The organism is Erythrobacter sp. JB1-4 (genome assembly GCF_057365025.1).
This window is the reverse complement of sequence record NZ_CP200292.1, coordinates 2,999,085-3,017,699: the sequence shown is the minus strand read 5'-3', so window position 1 is coordinate 3,017,699 and position 18,615 is coordinate 2,999,085. Positions and strand designations below refer to the sequence as shown.

The following is an 18,615-nucleotide window of genomic DNA, read 5'->3' as shown; positions in this document are numbered from 1 at the left end:
CGAGCGCACATCTAAGCGCCGCAAGGGCTTCCCATCTGAAACCAGCGTTAAACGAGGCCTGCGCTTCGTCCACGGCGATAAGGAATTGGTCGAAAAACTCGGCCGCAACGATCCTTGTCCGTGTGGATCAGGCCGGAGCTTTCAAGAAGTGTTGCCTCAAATCTGGTCGCTTTCGATGGAGCGGAGCGCGACAATTATTGGCGGTAAAGAATGGGGCGCCCGGTGCGGCGCCCCAAATTCTTAAATTTCGCCTTCAATCCACTCTTTGAGCTGGCTTTTGGGAGCCGCGCCGACTTTGCGTGCAACCGGCTCACCATTCTTGAAAAGAACCATCAACGGAATTGACTGGACGCCCATGTCGGCTGGAATGCCAGTGTTTTCCATGATGTCCATTTTCGCGATAGTAACCGCACCGCCCAGCTCTTCGCTGATTTCTTCCAAGGCAGGCGCGATCATCTTACATGGGCCACACCATTCCGCCCAGAAATCGACCAGAACGGGGGTTTCGCTTTCAAGCACATCGGCCTTGAAGCTCTCATCGGTGATATTCACGGTGGCCATGGGGCTTACTCCTTATTCTTGTGTTGTGTGTGAGGTAGGGCGCGAAGGCCTCTCACTCAATATCAAGAGGTACAAACTTATCCTGTGTGTCCCCCAAACTTCTTTTGTGCGCCTCAATCTGGGCAGGTGTAACCTCGAAGAGCGCAGGCGCATGGGTGTAAAGGACAGCGGCCCTCACCGACCTGCCCGGATAGATCACCTCAAGCGCGCTCACATAGGCCGCCATCTGCTTGACTGTGCCTTTGGGAATGCTCCCGGCATTCTCAGGCGGGCGGCGAGTTGTTTTGAAATCGACCACCGTAACGGCCTGGGGCGTCACCAAAAGCCGGTCAGCCGTGCCAGCGATCACCACCCCGCCCACTTGTGCGGTTAGCGGCACTTCGGCAAGCGCTTGGTCGGAGAAAATTTCATCAAATTCAGGCGTATCGAGCACCGCCAGAGCGCTCTCGAGCATCTCGTCACGTGCGCCTTGGTTCAGATCACCAGCATGCTTCTCCAGCCACCGTCCCGCCGCCTCGCGCCTCGCATCGGGTGCCACATCGGGCAGGCGCTCCAACAGCGCGTGGATCAAAGTCCCCCGTCTCGCCGCATCCTTGGCAATCTCTGGCGCAAGCGGCGGGTCAGAGCCCTGCTCTTCGCCCGCAGAACTTGGTGCAAGAGGTTTTGGCGGCTTGGGCTCTAATCCCACAGGCGCGGTGAGCCATTTCGGAATTTCGCAGATCCCCCCGCCGGCCCGCGTTTCATGAACAAGCGCCTCTGGCACGGCACTCGCGCCAAGCTCGCGCCGCGTACCCCAGACGCTGTCTTCCTCAGTTGGCACATCAAACAGCGGTTCAAGCCGAGAATACCAGCTGTCCTCGTGCGGCCCCTTCTCCGCGCGCGATTTGCCAAGCGAGCCACCGATAAACAGCGCCTCTTCCGCGCGGGTCATCGCCACATAAAGAAGCCGCCAGTGTTCCTCCATGGCAGCTTTGGCAGCGGCTTCTTTCGCGGTCTCCACCGGGCCAACGCTTTCGTCTTTCTTGAGCGATGGAAGAGGCACCTTGCGCGCATCTTCCTTTTCTGCCCCAAGCGGATCATCGCGCAGTTCCAGATCACCTTTTGTGTCCGGATCACCTGTCGCATCGGCAAGGATCACGATCGGCGCCTGCAAGCCTTTCGAGCCATGCACCGTCATCACACGCACCTGCCCGCCTGCATCGTCGGCATCGCGTTTCAGATCGGTCGTACCAGCATCGAACCACTCGATAAAACCGGCAAGGCTAGGGGTATGCGAGGTTTGATAGGCGAAGGCGGAGTTTATAAGCTCATCAATCGGATCGTTTGCTTCACGCCCCAGCCGTGCGACCAACTCACGGCGAGAGCCCCAAGGTCCGGTGAGGAGCCAAGACAGCAAGTCCTGCGGCGTTTCAAAATCAGCACGCGCAAGCAGTGTTTTGAGCTTTTCTGCGGTCTCTTCCACGCGAGGGTTATCGTGATGCCGAAGGTGTTCCCATAAGCGTTTGCCCGGGCCGCGCGGCACAAATTCAAGCAGCTCTTCTTGCGACCATCCGATGAGCGGCGAGACAAGCACATTGGCAAGCGACAAGTCATCCAAGGGCTGCGCAGCAAAGCGCAAGGCCGCCATCAAATCCTTCACCGCCAGAGGTTCGCCAAGGCGCAGCCGATCAACCCCTGCCACGCCCACGCCCTTAGCATGAAGTTTCGCCACAATCTGGCGCGCCAAATCCTTGCGTTTTCGCACCAGTACCATGACATCGCCCGCCCGTGCATGGCGCCGTTCGCCTTTGCGATCAAAGTCCTTTTCAAGCACGAAAGGCTCTTCATCGCTGACCCAAAGGCGCACTTGTTCTGCGATATTCTCGGCCATTTGGGTATCGTGTGCAGGCAGCCAATCCTGCTTGCGGTCTTCGCCCTCGACCTCATCGGCGACACCTTTGACCGGCTCCCACAAGGTCACAAGCCCGGCGCGATCATCGCCTATATGTTCAGCGGAACGCTCCGTCAGGCCAAACTCCTCATGCCCAATTGCGTCCATCGTCTGATTGACGAAATCGAGCACAGGCAGCGCGGTGCGGAAGGAGCGTCCCAGATCAAGGTCATTCCATGTGGGCAAGCGCCGCTCATCACGCATCTCGTGAGCGTTGGCACGCGCCGCTTCGATACGCGCTTTGACTTTGAGTTTAGCGGTTTCGAAATTTTCCGGGCTGGTCCCCTGAAATCCGAAAATCGCCTGCTTGTAATCGCCCACGGTGAAAATCGTGCGGATATTGTCGCCCCGAGCGCCTTCGCCTGAAAAGAAGTCATCGATCAGCGCAAAGATGATGTCCCATTGGCTTTTGTTGGTGTCCTGTGCCTCGTCGATCAGGATATGATCAAAATCCCGGTCGAGTTTATAGCGAATCCAATCGGAGGCCTCGTTATTGCTTAAAAGCTGCGCTGCACGCCGGATGAGATCGTCAAAATCCAGATACCCTTCGCGCGTCTTGGCTTCTTCCCAACGCTGCCAGAACTTGCGCCCCATCTCCAGCGCATTGGTGAGAAAGGTTGAGAGGTCGAGGAGTGCGAGCCGATCCTTATAGAGCGCAAGGCTCTCAGCAATGTCCGCTTGTCGCTGTGGCAGGACAGGATCGGTTTTAGACGGCTTTGCCATCTTACGCGGAGTGCCCGTCTTTGTAAGGATCGTTTGGTAAAACTGATCCACCAGCGAGGGACGGGCCTCTGGCTCGCCTGCCAGCCAAACAGGGATGAACTGAGCACAAGCGCGTCCCGCTTGCGTGTCCCAAGCTTGCATCAACGGGAGCATCGCGGTGAGCTGCGCATCAGGAAAGAGATCTGGGTGCAGGACTTCCCTAGCCCAAGCGTCGTCCGCATCAGCAGGCATTCCCAATACACAGCGCACACGGCCATCCATCGGGCTTTGCCACGCCCCGTGGCCTTCCCACATGTCGGCAGAGCTCGCGCATTTCATCAGCCATTTGCGCAAATCATCTGGCTGTTTCGCTTTCGCAAAGTGAGCCACGGCCGCGTTAAAGCTCTCATCATTTGCTGACAGCATCTGCGCCAAGACATCGCGCGCCAAAAGCTCGCGTTCCCGGTCCTCCATGGGCCGTGCGCCGGGGGTTAGCTGTGCTTCTTCGGGAAAGTTTGCGAGCAACCATTGTGAAAACGCATGGATCGTATCGATCCTGAGACCACCGCCGGGGCAATCGAGCACGCTGGCGAACAAGGTACGGGCATGGTCGCGCGCTTCAGGGTGCTTATCAGCGCCAAGAAACGCAAGCTCCTGCATAAGCTTAACGTCATCCAGCCTAACCCAGCGCGCGAGCACAGAGTTGATCCTCTCAGCCATCTCAGCCGCGCCCGCTTTGGTGAAGGTCAGGCAAAGGATCTGGCTCGGCTCAACGCCGGGGGTAAGCAGCAAGCGGAGCACACGCGCGGAGAGAACCTGCGTTTTACCCGTGCCAGCAGAGGCCGACAGCCATACGTTGTCGCGCGGGTTTGCTGCGTCTAATTGGTTGTCTTCGAGAGGGAATACCGCGCCGCTCATCGCTCACCTTCCTGTTGAAGGTTGCTCACTCGGACTATCCACTCCTCCAAGCGCATCAGCTGATCATATTCAGAATAGCCAGGATAATCCGGGTTCTCTTTGGCGGTAAAAGGATCTGTGCCAAGGATGAAGCGATTGATCGCATCGTGCAGGAATTTCTCATGCTCGGGTAGGAATTCGTCCAGCGTAAAACCAGATTGCCGGTCGCTCAGTTTAAGCGGCTCAAATATCTCACCATAATCGCCTTCATGTTTGTGTGCAGACCAATATTCGAATTTGCTTGGTTCTTGTGAAAGAAGGCCATCATCGATCTCAAACGCGCCGTCACGCGCAATGAGGCCAAGCAAGCCCAATTGGAGACGATAACCTGCCGATACTTGCTGTTTGGAAGGCGGCGCACCGGTTTTGTAATCCACAATAGCAAGGGTCCCATCAGGCATGCGGTCTATCCGGTCAGCGCGCCCGCGCACTTTGACGCCTTTGACTAACATTGAGCCATCCGCCTCGGTGACAACAACTTGCCGCCCCTCTAAAGCGCCCTCATCAACCCACGCGGCAAAGCGCTCTAAGGCGGCAATAAGGCGCGGCTGCCAAAGTCCTTTGAACAGGGGGTGTACCTGCGCCTGTTCAAATTTTTCAGCGGCAAATTCAGCAATTGGCAGGCCCGGTTCGTTCACACGCGCGCGGTGCCACTTGTCGAGGATATCATGGACCAAAGTACCTCTTAGCGCAGGGTCTGCATAAGGGTCGGCGGCCAGGCAATCGAGCTTCCTGAGACCCAAAATTTCGCTGGCATAAAATTGGTAAGGATCGCCCAACAGCCGGTCCAAACCAGTCACTTTAATATCAACACGCCGCTGCTTGGCGCTTGGGGATGGCGCGGGACGTGGATACGGCTGAGCGGGCTCAGGTGCACGGTCAAGAGCCGCCAAAAGCGAACCCATGCGTGTCTCTCGCGATTCCTTGGCAAGCTCACCCAGCAGCGCTTCTACACGCAAAAGGAAACGCGAAGGCAGCGTTGGCCCCTCTGCATCGCGCTGAGCCCGGCTCAGCACCACTTCTGGCGCGCCCATCGCTCCTGCCAAGTCATGTGCCGCAAGGCCAATGCGAAACTCTGTCCCCGGCACGCCCAGCGCCCGCAAAACGCCTGGGGCGAGCAGCGAATCTGAACCCGGTGCCTGAGGCCAGCTGCCTTCATTAAGCCCGCCGCATATGACAAGGTCTGCGCGCGCCAACCTCGCCTCAAGCAGGCCGTAGATCGCCACGCGGGGGTGCCCACCATAAGGCGGTCGCACCGCGATTTCGTCCATGCAATCGCGCATAACGCCTGCAAGGTCAGAGGGCGCCACGTGCGTGCCAAGATTGCGCGAGTTGAGCCGCAATTCTTCGATCATTGCAGAAAGCGCACGGCCATCTTCGCGCGACCAAAGCGCCTCGCCTGCTAGCGCTTCGCCACATTGCGCCAATACATCCAAGGCGTCAGCAAACGGCAACTCGCTGGGAAAATCAGACAGCGGTGTAAGCACCTTCTCGATCGTATCCCACCATTCAACAACATCCGCTTCGCGCGCAAATTGCCGCAGGGGTGCAAGGCCGGGCGCAGGCGATGGGCCGCGCAGCTTACGATCAAACTTACGCAGCGAAGAGAGCCAAACACGTCGCGCCTCAGGATCATCACGCAGCACTAATGGATGCGACAGCGTGCTCACCACTTGTGCAGGACCAAATCCGGTCGACGCCAAATCGGAGAGCAGTCCAACTATACGCCCCGCTGGCGTCAGGGACAAAGCGCGGCCTGCCGTATCATCAGCGTCAATGTTCCAGCGCTGCAAATTTTGCGCAATGCGGCGCGCAAGCGACCGGTCTGCGCTAATCACAGCAACGCGCTTCTCAGGCACTTCAAGGGCCTCGCGCACCAACAGAGCGATGCTTTGTGCCTCATCTTCTGCCGTAGCGCTGGTCATCAGTCGCACATCTTTAAGGCGGCGTAGTTCAGGCCCCATCTTCGCCCATGACCGGCTCGCCTGTGGGGGCAAAAACAGCGAGCTGATCGCTACCGTGCGAGCAGGCTCTGCAGCACTCATGCCAGAGCGATGCCACGGCCGAACCTCTTCGCGCGCAATGCCCATGCGTTGTAGCAGCAGCTTCAGGTGGTATTGCGGGTGCGTGAGCGCGTCCTGCTTGCCAAATATCTCACCGCCTGGTTCCGGCGTTGCCCCTGCCCGGCCCAATTCTTCCCAAGCCTCGTCAGAAAGCGAAAGGTCAAGGTCAGGCAATATCACCGCGCCATTTGGCAGGTCTGCAACCACGCGCAGCATGCGCGCTAACGCTGGCGAGGCGCTTGTCACACCGGCTGCGACAATTGGCGTTTGCGGGGGCTGCGCTTTCCACTTGCCGCTTGCCCGGTCGAACAGCTGGTTGCGCCTTGTGGCCGCATCAATCTCGCCTAATTCTTCAAGCCGCGCGCGCCAGCGTTCTTGAACCCGTGCAAACAAGCGAAGCGAGCGCTTCCAATGCTCTGAAAGGTTCCCAAGCATATCGAGAATGGGATCGCTCAAAAGATCATCGGGCGCCTTTTCCTCGACCAAAAGCCGGTCCATCGTGCGAGCAAGCTCGCGCGCCAGTTTGAGCCTTGCTGCACCTGGCAGTTTCGGCTCATTCAGCTCTGAACGTTCAACCTCGATTAATCGTGCAAGCTCAAGCCAGCGCCGCGTTGGATCGCTTGCAGGAGAAATTTTTGTGGCGCCAAGTGGATCAAGCAGCGCGCCTAAGGCTTCGTCCAAATCAAGATCACCAATCGCCACCATGCGCGGCATCAGCATGCCCGCACGGCCCGTTTCGCCTGTGTGACGGATGAACGCCTCGGATATTGTGCGCGCGGCTCTTGAACTGGGAACAAGAAGGGTAAGGCGAGCAAGGCCCATGTCCTCATCGCCGTACCGCGGAACGAGCCCTGCAACGAGGGCATCAGCAAAGCCGCGATGCGCCGCGATAGAATAGATATTGGGCGCGCTCTCTTTTGATCTGTTCGCCTCAGCCACGTTTGAGCGCATCTTGCGTGGGAGCGATGGCCTCTGGCGTTCCTACCTCGAACCACAGTCCAGTGAAGGAAATGCCATACAGCCGCCCTTCTTGCATAGCGCGGTTCCAAAGGATGTTGGTTGAAAACTTACCCTGTGGCGCATCGCGAAGGAGGCGCTTTGAGACGAGCTGAATGCCTGTGTAAATGAAAGGCGCAATACGGCCTGATTTGCGACGAGTAAGGCGCCCGAGCGGGTCCATATGAAAGTCGCCCTTGCCCGTGAAGTTTTCAGCTCGAGCATGGCCAACCAACAGCAAAAGCGCATCCATCTGATCTGGGTCCCAGCGCGCCGACAGGTCCTGGAACGCGGTGCGCGGTCCATCAAGCCAGATGTTGTCGGCGTTAAGGCAAAAGAATGTATCTGGAAGCTCTTCTTGCGCTTTGATCAAGCCGCCGCCCGTTTCCAATAAAGTCTCGCGCTCATCGGAAATCGTTACCTTGGGAAGGTCACGCTCTAGCACATGGGCCTCAAGCGCATCGGCCAGATAATGCACATTAACAACCGCGCGGCTCACACCGCTTTCAGCCAGCCGATCAAGTGCGTGGTCGATCAGAGGCTTCCCTGCAACACGCACCATTGGCTTTGGCATTGTGGCTGTGAGCGGGCGCATACGTTTGCCCATACCGGCGGCCATTACCATAGCTGTGTCCGTGACAAGGCCCGATCTTGCGATGTCGCTCACAAAGTGATCCTCCCGCCAGAAGCTCGAAGCTCGGCGGGGATATTGGCATCGAACCAATTGGCCAGGGGTTCGAGCGCTGGATGCGCTAAATCTCTTTCAAGGTAGCCCCAAACTCGCGGGATCAGGTCAAGATATTTCGGCTTTGCGTCGCGCTTGGCAAGCCGGGTGAAGATACCGACAATCTTTGCATTTCTCTGCGCACCAAGGATCGCATAGTGCGCGTCAAAATCCCAATCCCCTTTGATTGATCCAAGGGCACCCAAGAGATAATAGTCCATTATTTCTTGTTCGAGCTCCTCGGGTACATCACGCCGAGCGTCTTGAAGCAATGAGACCAAATCATAGGCGGGATGCCCAACAAGCGCGTCCTGAAAGTCGATAAGGCCTTGGTCTCCCGTACCTATATCTGGCCCCTCGGTTTGTGGTGAGAGCATCATGATATTTTCAGCATGATAGTCTCGAAGGACTGTTACGCCGGGGACTTGCGCTGCCACGACAGGCTCAAGGACTTCCTCAAATGCCTTGAAATAACTCTCCCGGTCAAATGTAAGCCCGGCGGCCGGGCAATACCAATCGAGCAGGAGCGCAACCTCAGCCAGATACGCATTCATATCATATTGCGGAAATGGGCCTGGCTGACATTTAAGCAGATCAAAAAGAGGGCCGAGCGCCTGTGTGTAAGCGCCTTTCTCTCCATCGGGATGAGCATCGATCCATTCCTTCATCCGCACATCGCCAAAGTCTTCGGTTAGGACCCAGCCTTTGCGCCATTTCTCATGATAGATTTTAGGAGCGCGAAGCCCATTTTCTTCCAACCATTTGGCTACTTTGAGAAACGGTTTGGGATCTTCTTTAGGCGGCGGTGCATGCATCAGCATTCCGGTTAACGGTGCTTCGCCCGAAGCACGCCGAATTCGGAAATAGCGGCGGAAAGACGCATCGCCATCCAGTGGCTCAATCGCAGCACCTTTCCATCCTGCTTCGGCGACAAATCTCTCAATACCGTCAGGTAGCTTGCTCATGGCACTCTCCCTAACCAATCTTGCCCCGCTTTCACAGTCGCTATCCGGCCTTGCATGCACGTTTCCAACACAATCGTGAGGCAGCCCGCCTCATGCGCGAACCCGCCAGCGTGGTCCGGCCACTCCGCGATAAGGACAGCGCCCTCGCGATAATCATCAAGGCCAAGTTCCAAGGCTTCGCGAGGGTCCTCCAAACGGTAAAAGTCGGCGTGCGCAACAGGCACACGCAAAGGCGGAGCGTCATAGGTCTCTACAATCGTGAAGGTTGGCGATGGAACTTCGCCTTCATGGCCAAGCCCTGCAAGGATTGCCCGAGCCAAAGTGGTCTTGCCAGCCCCAAGCCCGCCTTCAAGCGCAATGGCATCACCAGCCTGAACGAGCGCTGCGATCTTAGCGCCCCACGCGCTCATCGCTGCCAAATCGGGTAGATTGTATTGGCGTGTGTCGCCAATGGCCCGGTCACTCATGGCCCGATCACTCATGGCCCGATCACTCATGGCCCGATCACTCATGGCAAAGTTATCACTGCAATGGTGCCGACACCTTCTTGGCTATCGAGTTCGAGCATTCCTCCATGTGCTGCAACCAGTTGGCGCGCCAAGCGTAAACCAAGGCCAGAGCCTGCTCCGGCCTCCTCACCGCTGGGCTGTGAATTCCACACCCGGTCCAAATGCTCGCGCGACATGCCTTTGCCGTCGTCGCGAACCATGATGCACCCGCGCCATTCATCCTCGCGGCCCGGTTTGGGGATCTCAATCGTGATCTGCCCCCCTTGCGGCGTGCCGGTAATCGCATTGTCAATCAGATTGCCCACCGCCCGGCCAAGCTGGCGTGGATCGGCCTCAACCACGCGCCCGCGCCGGCCTTTGAGATCAAGCCCAATTCCCGCCTTCACAATCGCCGTTTCACGCTCGCGAACCAAGTCTGTGAGGAACGGCAAAAGGTCCACCTTCTCCTTCGTAATTGGCATCAGGCCCGCTTCGGTTTGCGAAAGATCGAGGACATTCTCAACCTGTTCGGTAAGCCGCGCAACCGATGTGAGAATGGCATCGACATATTCGCCAGCCGGCTCATTTATCTCGCCTGCTGCCCCGCTTGCGAGCAATTCAGCATAGCCCCCGATCGTGGTGAGAGGCGTGCGGAATTCGTATGACATGTTGGCAAGAAAGCGAGCTTTGACGGCATCTGCCTCTTCCAAGGCAACCGCCCGGTCTCGTAGAGCCGCCTCCGCCTTTTGAGAATCGGTGATGTCGAGGACCGTCAAGAGACCATTCCCGTCGGGCAATGGAACACCTGCAAATCGCAGGGTCCGCCCATCGTTGAGCGCCACCTGCCCCTGTTTTTCGCGGCGGTCCAGCGTTGCAGCCCTCACCACAGCCCCAATGGCCTCGACTTCTGATGGTTCGCGCAGATTCCTGCTAATCGCGGTCAAAAGCGCCTCTGCGCTAGGATGCGTATCAAGCAGCTCTGCCGAAAGGCCCCAAGTGCCTGCAAAGCTGCGGTTCCACAATTGAACAGAGCCATTAGGCGCAAAGATCGCGAGCGCCTCGATAAGGCTATCGAGGGTTGCGGTGCGCGTGCGAAGAAGGGTGTCGCGCGTCGCGGAAAGCGCGAGTTGCTCAGTGCGATCTTCAGCGATCATAACAAGGCCGCCATCTGGCATCGGCTGTGCAACGATCCGAAGGTGCATACCTCCTGGCAATGGCCAGTTTTCCTCGACCGTCTCCGAGGCATCAAACCATGAACGGTGCTCTTCGCGCCATTCTGGAAAATCCCTGACTTCTGGGGTCTGCCCGCGTTCCCTTGCATCTGATAAAAAGCGCGCAAAGATCAAACGCCCCTCGATCATGTCGGTGGTCAACCCAAACAAGCGACGAAATGGCCGGTTTGCAAAGCTTAGCATTTCATCAGGGCTGAATTGGGCAACGCCCACTGACAACTGATCCAACATCGCCCTTTGCGCATCGCGAAAGGCGCGAAAATCGCGGGCAATCTGCTGCTGCTCTTCTACGTCAATGGCATAGCCTGCAACACCGTCCCGCCCAAGCGGCAGGTCCGTCACTCGCATAGCGCGCCGCTCACCATCAATCGTAACGCCATCAACCCGGTCAATCTGCTGCTTGCGTTGAAAAGCGTCCAAAGCAAGCTGAGCTGGAGATTGTCCGTTTCGCGGCTCAAGAAGTTCAATCTGCCCTTCGATAACGGTCTCAAGATTGGGAGCCCCGACCGCCTCCACATACGCCTCGTTCGCAAGGCGGATCTTCATCTCTGGATCGCGTATCCACATCGGCGTTGGAGCCGAGGAAATAAGTCCACTGAGCGCGGCGAAATCGGACTTCGCATTGCTTGCTTCATAGCGAAGACGGCCAAGTTCGCTTTCGCTGGCAGTAAAATCGAACACCCATACAATCACCGCACCACCCGGAGACACCTGAGGATCGGCAAGGGAGCCTTCAAGAGACAGGCTTTTCTTGGAGCCTGGCGGCGTAATGGTCATCGAAAAAGGCCCGGCGCTTTTCTGCGTGGTGCGCACCTTGTCCCACAGCTCGTTCACTTGGGCCTTGGAAAGACCCTCGCCTGCATTGCCTTGAAGTTCTGACAGATAGGCAGGGATATTCTCAAGGCCCAGCCAGCGTGCCAAACGTTCAGGCGCTTCGATACGTCCATCGGTTCGGACCAGAAGCGGGATAGCAGGAGCTGCATCAATCAAATGCTGCATACGCCGCAAAGAGGTCTGCATCGCCTTCGTGCGGTTGGTCTTGGCATTTGCACGCAGGACAAACACAGCCGCCGCAATCGTCCATGCCGCAAGCACAATCGCTATCACAATCAAGGCAGGTTGCGAGAGTTCCATCGCCTTGAGCTATGCGCACGGGGCTCAGCTTGCAACGGGGGAGATATACGAAAGCCCCCGGAAACCCACAGGCGATACGCTTTACGGGTGTCCGGGGGCTAAATTGTTCAGGAGGCACGAGCCCCCGTAAGTTTGCGTCAGTAGCGGTAGTGATCCGGCTTAAACGGACCAGCTTGCGGCACACCGATGTAATCGGCCTGCGTTTGACTCAATTGGGTGAGCTGCACGCCGAGCTTCTCAAGGTGAAGCGCTGCAACTTTTTCGTCGAGGTGCTTAGGCAGAACATAGACCTCATTGTTGTACTCATCCGACTTGGTGAAGAGCTCAATTTGCGCGAGCACCTGGTTGGTGAAGCTTGCGCTCATCACGAAGCTTGGGTGACCGGTCGCACAGCCAAGGTTCACGAGGCGACCCTTCGCAAGGATCAGAAGCGAATTGCCTTCAGGGAAGGTGACCATGTCGGTGCCTTCCTTGATCTCTTTCCAGTCATAATTGTCCAGAGCACTGATCTGAATTTCACTGTCGAAGTGGCCGATGTTGCACACGATCGCCATGTTTTTCATGTTCTTCATGTGCTCGCCGGTGATGACGTCTTCATTGCCGGTTGCGGTCACGAAGATGTCAGCGCGCTTTGTCGCTTCTTCCATGGAAACAACTTCGTAGCCGTCCATCGCCGCTTGAAGCGCACAGATCGGGTCAATCTCAGTGACCATAACGCGCGCGCCGCCATCACGAAGCGAGGCGGCAGAACCTTTGCCCACATCGCCATAACCCGCGACACAGGCGACTTTACCGGCGAGCATCACATCGGTTGCGCGGCGGATTGCATCGACGAGGCTCTCTTTACAGCCGTAAAGGTTGTCGAACTTCGACTTGGTCACGCTGTCGTTGACGTTGATCGCTGGGAAAGGAAGCTTGCCCTGTTTGGCGATCTGATAGAGGCGCATAACGCCGGTGGTGGTCTCTTCTGAGACGCCTTTGATGTTCTGAACCGACTTGGTGAGGTAGCCGGGCTTCGCTTTGACATAAGCTTTGAGCGCGCGCTGGAATTCAATCTCTTCAGCGTTGGCAGGTGCCGGCATTTCTTCGCCAGCTTCGATGCGTGCGCCCCAAAGCGCAAACATGGTCGCATCGCCACCATCATCGAGGATGATGTTTGCGGTAAGGTCCGCATCGGTATCAGTCGACCAATCGAAGATACGGCCAACATAGTCCCAATAATCCGCCAGCGTCTCGCCTTTGATCGCAAATACGGGAATGCCCTGATCCGCAATCGCGGCTGCTGCGTGGTCTTGCGTCGAGAAGATGTTGCAGGTCGCCCAGCGAACTTCCGCGCCAAGCGCCACAAGCGTTTCAATCAAAACAGCGGTCTGAATGGTCATGTGCAGCGAACCAGTGATGCGCGCGCCCTTCAAAGGCTGAGCTGCGCCGTACTCATCACGCAGAGCCATCAGGCCCGGCATTTCAGTTTCAGCAATGGCAATTTCGTCGCGGCCAAATTGGGCAAGCGCAATGTCTTTGATCACATATTCGTGGGTGTGAGCTGCGGTGGCCATGGGCCATCTCCTGTCTTGTTGGATGAGCACCGGCCGAAAATGCGCAATGCCCAAAGGGTATGAGGTGGCCCTTTAGCCGCCTCTCTCCCCTTGGGCAATCACAATATAAAGTTTTCTTTATATGTTGATATGACCTAGCCGCAATTCGACACGTGCCAATCCCTGCATCAGGGCCGCTTATCCCATTCAGCCGTCATATTGTAGCTAATCCTCACACCTTCATTTTGTGCGAGCCGCGGGGCTACTCTTGCAGGTGGCCGGGTCGCACTGAGCAATGTTCGCGCACGCTGAGCCAAACTCACCACATCTGAGTTTTGCGAAAGCACGCGGACCTCCTTTTGGAGTTCAGCGCAGCTCATCCACGGATGACCACCGCCATAAGCGTTTGCAATCTTAACCCCCATACGATCGAGCGCGCGGTTCGGGTTTCGCTCACCATAGCTTGCCGCAAAGGTTCGCTTGAGCGTCCGGCTTGCCGCTTTAAGGCTCGCAATATGGGCGATTGAAAACGCTTGATAATCGCTTTGAAAGTCATGCTCCCCTGTCCGGCATCGCAAAGCGGTGACCATAAGCATGATATCCAGACTGCGCAGCGAATGTGCCTCTTCAAAGCCATCGTTTGCTTTTGCCGGAGCGCTCGTCACTGCCGCTGACAATGCGACCCCCATGACAAAGCCAATCGACCTTATCGAGCGCCGAAGGCCCCCATCTGCCGTCATATCGTATTTGCTTTTCATTTTGCGTCCCCAAAGACTGTCGTGTTCCACCACGTCTTTGAATGTCGCTGAGCCGGTTTACCGAGGGTTCAATATCTGGAGTTAAGAAAATTAAACCACGCTTCTCCTTCAAAAAGCGGGTAAAAAATCCGGCATTGTGGAGCAGCACGGAGCGCCTATATCAGTGGGGAAACCTAAGGAGGACCTCTCTTAGGTACGAGTCCGTAATAGCTCATGGAGACTACAATGACGATTTCAGTCGGCGACAAAATGCCAGAAGTAAACATGGTGAAAGCCACTGCAGAAGGCCCTCAGCCGGTCTCATCGTCAGAATATTTCGCAGGCAAGAAAGTCGCGCTTTTCTCAGTCCCCGGCGCATTCACGCCAACATGTTCAGCCAAGCATTTGCCCGGCTTTGTTGAGAAAGCAGCCGATCTCAAAGCCAAGGGCGTTGACGAAATTGTAGGCACTGCCGTGAATGACGCTTTTGTTATGGGCGCGTGGAATGATGCGGCGGGCTCTGGCGACATCACGATGCTGGCCGATGGCAATGGCGATTTTGTCGAAGCGGTTGGCCTTACCATGGACGGCTCAGGCTTCGGCATGGGCAAGCGCGGTCAGCGGTTCTCTATGGTGATCGATGATGGCACCGTCACCCAGCTGAACGTCGAGGAACCCGGCGATTTTAAGGTCTCCAGCGCTGAACATATGCTCGGCCAGCTCTGATCAAAACTACCCTGAACTTTTTTGCGGTTTCAGCATTGGCCGCACCGATATTTTTGTCGGCGGGCGGAGCTTCCATGCTTCGCCCGCAGTGGCAGATGTGACGCAAGCCACCCCAAGGTGTGAAGCGGCTCGGGAATGGACGCGGTTCGAAGGAGAGACTTGGCCGGGCGATACCCCCTCAACCTCGTCACAGTCAGGCAGGATGAAACCATTGCTTGGAATGGTAATCCGATCGATGAGGAAACACTATCGCGGCTCGTGAGATCAGTCTCTGTGATGCGCGAACGTCCCTTGACTGCTGTGAAGAGTGAAGGTGCAAGCTGTCAGCGACTTCGAATAATCCAAGACCTGATCGCAAAAGATGGGTGCGAAAACTCGGTCTGCTTGGATGCACCAAACCTTGTGCGCGCGACTTTCTCGCCGGCTGCTCCATACCCCTAGAGCGCATAAACGCTAGAGGGTCTGGAATTTTCGTCGTTCCCTGTATCTAAAATCGTCGGTTCAGATCGCGGTACAAATGGGACCGGATTGATGGCCGCACAAATGAGCGCGTCTATTCTGCAGGAAGAGCGTATGTAACGGTCGATTGCGCAGCGATCTTTGCCGGATCGTCCTGCCATAAGCGAACATCGACTGTGGCCAATCTTCGGCCGAGTTTAATGATTTGAGCATCGGCGAAAAACTCGTGCGCTTTAACCGCGCGCAGGAAGCTGATGTTGAGATTGCTCGTAACCGCCATAGGCACAATGCCAATGTGTGCAAGGATCACCGCGTAAGCAGCACGATCCACCACCGCCATTTGTGTGGGCCCAGACACAATCCCACCCGGGCGCAGCATGGCATGCTCCGCCGACAAACGCAGCCGAACAAAGCCAGTTTTAATTTCAACAAAGTCATGAACCGAGCGATCTTGGCCCGGAAAAGCTTCGCAAAAAAAGTCGACCAATTGATCGGCCGTTAATACGGGCATGCGTTCACTTGAGGTCATGCCCGCATCTTTAGCGGGATTATTGAAAAGCTCAAAAGCCCATCAGGCCAAGCACTTCTTTGCGGCTGGCCGGATCCTCAAGGAAACAACCCATCATGCGGCTTGTAAGCATCTCAACCTCATGCACCTTAACCCCGCGTCCGGTCATGCAGCCATGCTCAGCTTCAATCACAACAGCGACCCCGCGCGGCTCCAGATTGTTCCAAATACACTCAGCCACCTCGGCCGTCAGGCGCTCTTGCACCTGAAGGCGGTTCGCATAGCCATGAAGCACACGGGCAAGCTTTGAGATGCCAACGACCTTTTTGTGAGGCAGATAAGCGATGTGTGCCTTGCCCGTGATTGGGGCCATGTGGTGTTCACAGTGCGACTGGAAGGGGATGTCCTTCAACAGAACCACCTCTTCGTATCCGCCCACATCTTCAAAAATGCGGGCTAAGTGGATTGAGGGATCTTCCTGATTGCCACGGCAATATTCGAGCCAGGCACGGCCCACTCTTTTCGGGGTGTCGAGAAGCCCTTCACGCTCAGGATCATCGCCTGCCCAGCGAAGCAGCGTGCGAATGGCATCCTGCACATCTTCTGGCACGTCGGGCTTGTTAAGCGGATTGTCGGGGTCAAATTCCCCGTGCATGTGGCTTTGCATTCTATTCATGGCATTACCTTTCTGTTGCCGCTTGGGCGGCATATTCCTGGCAAGCAAAGGGAGCCGGCATGCGGTCCGTTAACTTTCCTTCCGTGATCCCAAGGGTAAAAATCGCTGCATGCTCAGATAGTTCCGTGCAAAATTTGCACCTATCGGCGGGCGTGAATTGATTGCAACCCCCATAGGTTGCCCCTGCAAATCAATATAGGGGCAATCTGCGAAATTGCACGCACAAACGGGCAGCTCCCTTTTCGGGCGCGCAATGGGCTACCCCTCAACGAAAGAACCCTCCACGTTAAGTGGAGGGCCCTCTTGTGATAAAACGGTCTGGCGAAAGAGTGTTATTCTTTAGCGTCGTCAGAACTCACGGGAGTGATTTCGGCTTGCGCCTTCTCGATCTTTTTACGTTCTTCAAAAACTTCCACCATCTCGGCGTCTGTTTCTTCATCGATCAGCTTTTCAAAATTTGGGAAGTGGTCCTCTTCCTCTTCATTGATGTGGTGGCGATAGCGATGATCAAACTGTTTGAATTTTTGCAGCCAACCAGGCGAACTCATATCGGTCGCGGCAAGATCATTGAGCATTTCATCAATCTCCTGGTGCTCCGCTACTGAATGACGTGTTTCGTCATTGGCTTCGGGTTTAGCGATCATTTCAGAGTAGACGGACTGCTCTTCAGCTGCGGCATGGCTTTTCAAATCCTTCGTAAGTTCTTCGAAAAGCTGCCTGCGTTCTTCGCTGTCGCCTTCGGTTTTCGCGATCCTGTCAAGAAGGTCACGCTGGCGGTTGTGGTCTTCCTCGATGCGTTTGAGGACGTTTGTCTCGATTGTCATGGTCGCTCCTTGCGTGTGAATTGTCATACATCACACTTAGGATTGGCAATGCCGATCGTTCCAAATTGTATTGCCGGCTCACAGCGCTCCCCATCGAACGAACGCTTAGCCGCGACGCCCCACCAAAAAAGCCCACCCTCTTTGCGGAGGATGGGCTTTTATGGCGCGCCAGGAAGGATTCGAACCTCCGGCCGCCTGATTCGTAGTCAGGTACTCTATCCAGCTGAGCTACTGGCGCGCGAGAGAGGCGGCTCTTAAGCGGCCATAAGCAGATTGGCAATCCCTTTCAGCGTCAAATAGTCACACTAACTGCCTTTTTGGTCAGATTGCCTGTAAAGCTGGTCTTCAAACAGCTGCTTTGCCAATTGCTCATCAAGCGGTGGCTTTGACAAAGCCATAATCTCATCAGGCATGAACCAAGCGACGCCCTCCCCTTCCAAAGCTTGGGGGCTACCGATCCAATCGGCGACTTTGTAAAATAAGATGACAATCGCTTTTTCGCCCGCTGAGCGCTGCTCCTCTGCAAATCCAACGGGGCTGCAATCACCAGGCTCGACCACAATTCCAAGTTCCTCGTGAAGTTCACGAATCAAAGCTTCTACTGGAATTTCAGCTGCTTCGATCTTCCCTCCGGGGAACTCCCATAAACCTCCATGGGCCTTTTTTAAGGACCGTTGGTGCATCAGCCATTCACCGTCGGGACCCGCCAAGGCACCCGCGACCACCCAGATGATTTCGCCTGTCATGTCGGATTTTTTTCCATGTTCGGTTGTCATCTTAGAGATTTTTTAACGCCTTGAGCCGATTTTCTGTCTCGTCAGGAAGTTTTTACGGGTGACATCATGAAATTGACGACTTTCCTCAAGCACATTGGGAACGACAATTCTGGCGCCACTGCTGTGGAATACGGACTGATAGTGAGCCTGATCGTTATCGCCATGATCGGAGCGTTGCAGAGCGTTGCTTCTGTAACCGACGAAACATGGACCCTCGTTCGGGAACGCTCAGTGGAGGCAATGGAGGGCAATTAAGACATTTGAAAGGTTCCGAATTAGGAATTTCTCAATTGCTCAGCGTTTATTCCACGAATCGTCCAATTGAACCCAATCAAACCGGGGTTAGGCGGACAACGGGTACCGAAGACCAAAACCAGGAGACTACAAATGACTTTCATCAACAAGCTTGCTCGTGACGAAGCTGGTGCAACTGCAATCGAGTACGGCCTTATCGCTGCTCTTATCGCTGTTGCTGCAATCACCGCTATGGGTGCACTTGGTGGCACGCTCACCAACACCTTCACTAAAGTTCAGACTGACATGCAGTCGGGCCTCAACTAAGAATTAGTCGTCACGACTTTTTCAAAAGCGGAGCGGCGGGGAATTTCCCCGCCGCTTTTCT

At 56.0% G+C, this 18,615-nt stretch carries 17 protein-coding genes and 1 tRNA gene; 4 read left to right on the top strand and 14 right to left on the bottom strand.

Going from position 1 to position 18,615, the window contains the following annotated elements; all coding sequences use genetic code 11:
- The first annotated feature begins 85 nt into the window (after positions 1 to 85).
- Complete coding sequence (locus AC0V61_RS14125) at positions 86 to 244, top strand: SEC-C metal-binding domain-containing protein (RefSeq protein ID WP_486158563.1); 159 nt, start codon at positions 86 to 88, stop codon at positions 242 to 244.
- On the opposite strand, the gene trxA is transcribed toward AC0V61_RS14125, so the two are convergent.
- From trxA to AC0V61_RS14080, 9 genes are all read right to left on the bottom strand, one after another.
- Positions 241 to 561 (bottom strand): thioredoxin, encoded by a 321-nt coding sequence (gene trxA / locus AC0V61_RS14120; protein WP_486158561.1) that lies wholly within the window; start codon positions 559 to 561, stop codon positions 241 to 243. The genes AC0V61_RS14125 and trxA overlap by 4 nt on opposite strands.
- Before the next feature lie 52 nt (positions 562 to 613).
- The gene (gene addA, locus AC0V61_RS14115) at positions 614 to 4,111 is read right to left on the bottom strand and encodes a double-strand break repair helicase AddA (RefSeq protein ID WP_486158559.1); all 3,498 of its coding nucleotides are present in this window, start codon (positions 4,109 to 4,111) and stop codon (positions 614 to 616) included.
- Positions 4,108 to 7,152, bottom strand: coding sequence for a PD-(D/E)XK nuclease family protein (locus tag AC0V61_RS14110; RefSeq protein ID WP_486158557.1), 3,045 nt, complete (start codon positions 7,150 to 7,152; stop codon positions 4,108 to 4,110). The genes addA and AC0V61_RS14110 overlap by 4 nt, the downstream gene beginning before the upstream one ends.
- Entirely contained in the window at positions 7,145 to 7,834 is a 690-nt protein-coding gene (locus AC0V61_RS14105; protein ID WP_486159565.1) for a nucleotidyltransferase family protein, read from the bottom strand. Before AC0V61_RS14105 ends, AC0V61_RS14110 begins: the two co-directional genes overlap by 8 nt.
- A gap of 38 nt (positions 7,835 to 7,872) precedes the next feature.
- Entirely contained in the window at positions 7,873 to 8,898 is a 1,026-nt protein-coding gene (locus tag AC0V61_RS14100) for an aminoglycoside phosphotransferase family protein (RefSeq protein WP_486158556.1), read from the bottom strand.
- Entirely contained in the window at positions 8,895 to 9,380 is a 486-nt protein-coding gene (gene tsaE, locus AC0V61_RS14095; protein ID WP_486158555.1) for a tRNA (adenosine(37)-N6)-threonylcarbamoyltransferase complex ATPase subunit type 1 TsaE, read from the bottom strand. Before tsaE ends, AC0V61_RS14100 begins: the two co-directional genes overlap by 4 nt.
- Positions 9,381 to 9,406: 26 nt before the next feature.
- Positions 9,407 to 11,752 carry a PAS domain-containing sensor histidine kinase gene (locus AC0V61_RS14090; protein WP_486158554.1) on the bottom strand — a complete coding sequence of 782 codons (2,346 nt, stop codon included), beginning with the start codon at positions 11,750 to 11,752 and terminating at the stop codon, positions 9,407 to 9,409.
- Positions 11,753 to 11,889: 137 nt separating this feature from the next.
- Positions 11,890 to 13,308 (bottom strand): adenosylhomocysteinase, encoded by a 1,419-nt coding sequence (ahcY, locus tag AC0V61_RS14085; protein WP_486158552.1) that lies wholly within the window; start codon positions 13,306 to 13,308, stop codon positions 11,890 to 11,892.
- A 167-nt stretch (positions 13,309 to 13,475) separates the two neighbouring features.
- A complete protein-coding gene (locus AC0V61_RS14080; protein WP_486158550.1) occupies positions 13,476 to 14,045 on the bottom strand; it encodes an S-adenosyl-L-homocysteine hydrolase in 570 nt (189 codons plus the stop codon).
- A gap of 225 nt (positions 14,046 to 14,270) precedes the next feature.
- Between AC0V61_RS14080 and AC0V61_RS14075 the strand changes: the two genes are divergently transcribed.
- Positions 14,271 to 14,750: a redoxin family protein gene (locus AC0V61_RS14075; RefSeq protein ID WP_486158548.1), complete on the top strand. Its 480-nt coding sequence runs from the start codon at positions 14,271 to 14,273 to the stop codon at positions 14,748 to 14,750.
- Between the two features lie 553 nt (positions 14,751 to 15,303).
- On the opposite strand, the gene AC0V61_RS14070 is transcribed toward AC0V61_RS14075, so the two are convergent.
- The 5 genes from AC0V61_RS14070 to AC0V61_RS14050 form a co-directional block, all read right to left on the bottom strand.
- Positions 15,304 to 15,738: a PaaI family thioesterase gene (locus AC0V61_RS14070; RefSeq protein WP_486158546.1), complete on the bottom strand. Its 435-nt coding sequence runs from the start codon at positions 15,736 to 15,738 to the stop codon at positions 15,304 to 15,306.
- 31 nt (positions 15,739 to 15,769) lie between these two features.
- The gene (gene folE, locus AC0V61_RS14065; RefSeq protein ID WP_486159563.1) at positions 15,770 to 16,384 is read right to left on the bottom strand and encodes a GTP cyclohydrolase I FolE; all 615 of its coding nucleotides are present in this window, start codon (positions 16,382 to 16,384) and stop codon (positions 15,770 to 15,772) included.
- A 341-nt stretch (positions 16,385 to 16,725) separates the two neighbouring features.
- Positions 16,726 to 17,217, bottom strand: a complete 492-nt coding sequence (locus AC0V61_RS14060) for a hemerythrin domain-containing protein (protein ID WP_486158545.1) — start codon at positions 17,215 to 17,217, stop codon at positions 16,726 to 16,728.
- A 161-nt stretch (positions 17,218 to 17,378) separates the two neighbouring features.
- Positions 17,379 to 17,455: transfer RNA gene (locus AC0V61_RS14055), tRNA-Arg, on the bottom strand.
- Between the two features lie 67 nt (positions 17,456 to 17,522).
- Positions 17,523 to 17,963 (bottom strand): (deoxy)nucleoside triphosphate pyrophosphohydrolase, encoded by a 441-nt coding sequence (locus AC0V61_RS14050; protein WP_486158543.1) that lies wholly within the window; start codon positions 17,961 to 17,963, stop codon positions 17,523 to 17,525.
- Between the two features lie 96 nt (positions 17,964 to 18,059).
- Here AC0V61_RS14050 and AC0V61_RS14045 point away from each other — a divergent pair, with 96 nt between their 5' ends.
- Both AC0V61_RS14045 and AC0V61_RS14040 read left to right on the top strand, forming a co-directional pair.
- A complete protein-coding gene (locus tag AC0V61_RS14045) occupies positions 18,060 to 18,248 on the top strand; it encodes a Flp family type IVb pilin (RefSeq protein ID WP_486158541.1) in 189 nt (62 codons plus the stop codon).
- A gap of 132 nt (positions 18,249 to 18,380) precedes the next feature.
- A complete protein-coding gene (locus AC0V61_RS14040; RefSeq protein ID WP_486158539.1) occupies positions 18,381 to 18,554 on the top strand; it encodes a Flp family type IVb pilin in 174 nt (57 codons plus the stop codon).
- Positions 18,555 to 18,615: the final 61 nt, after the last annotated feature.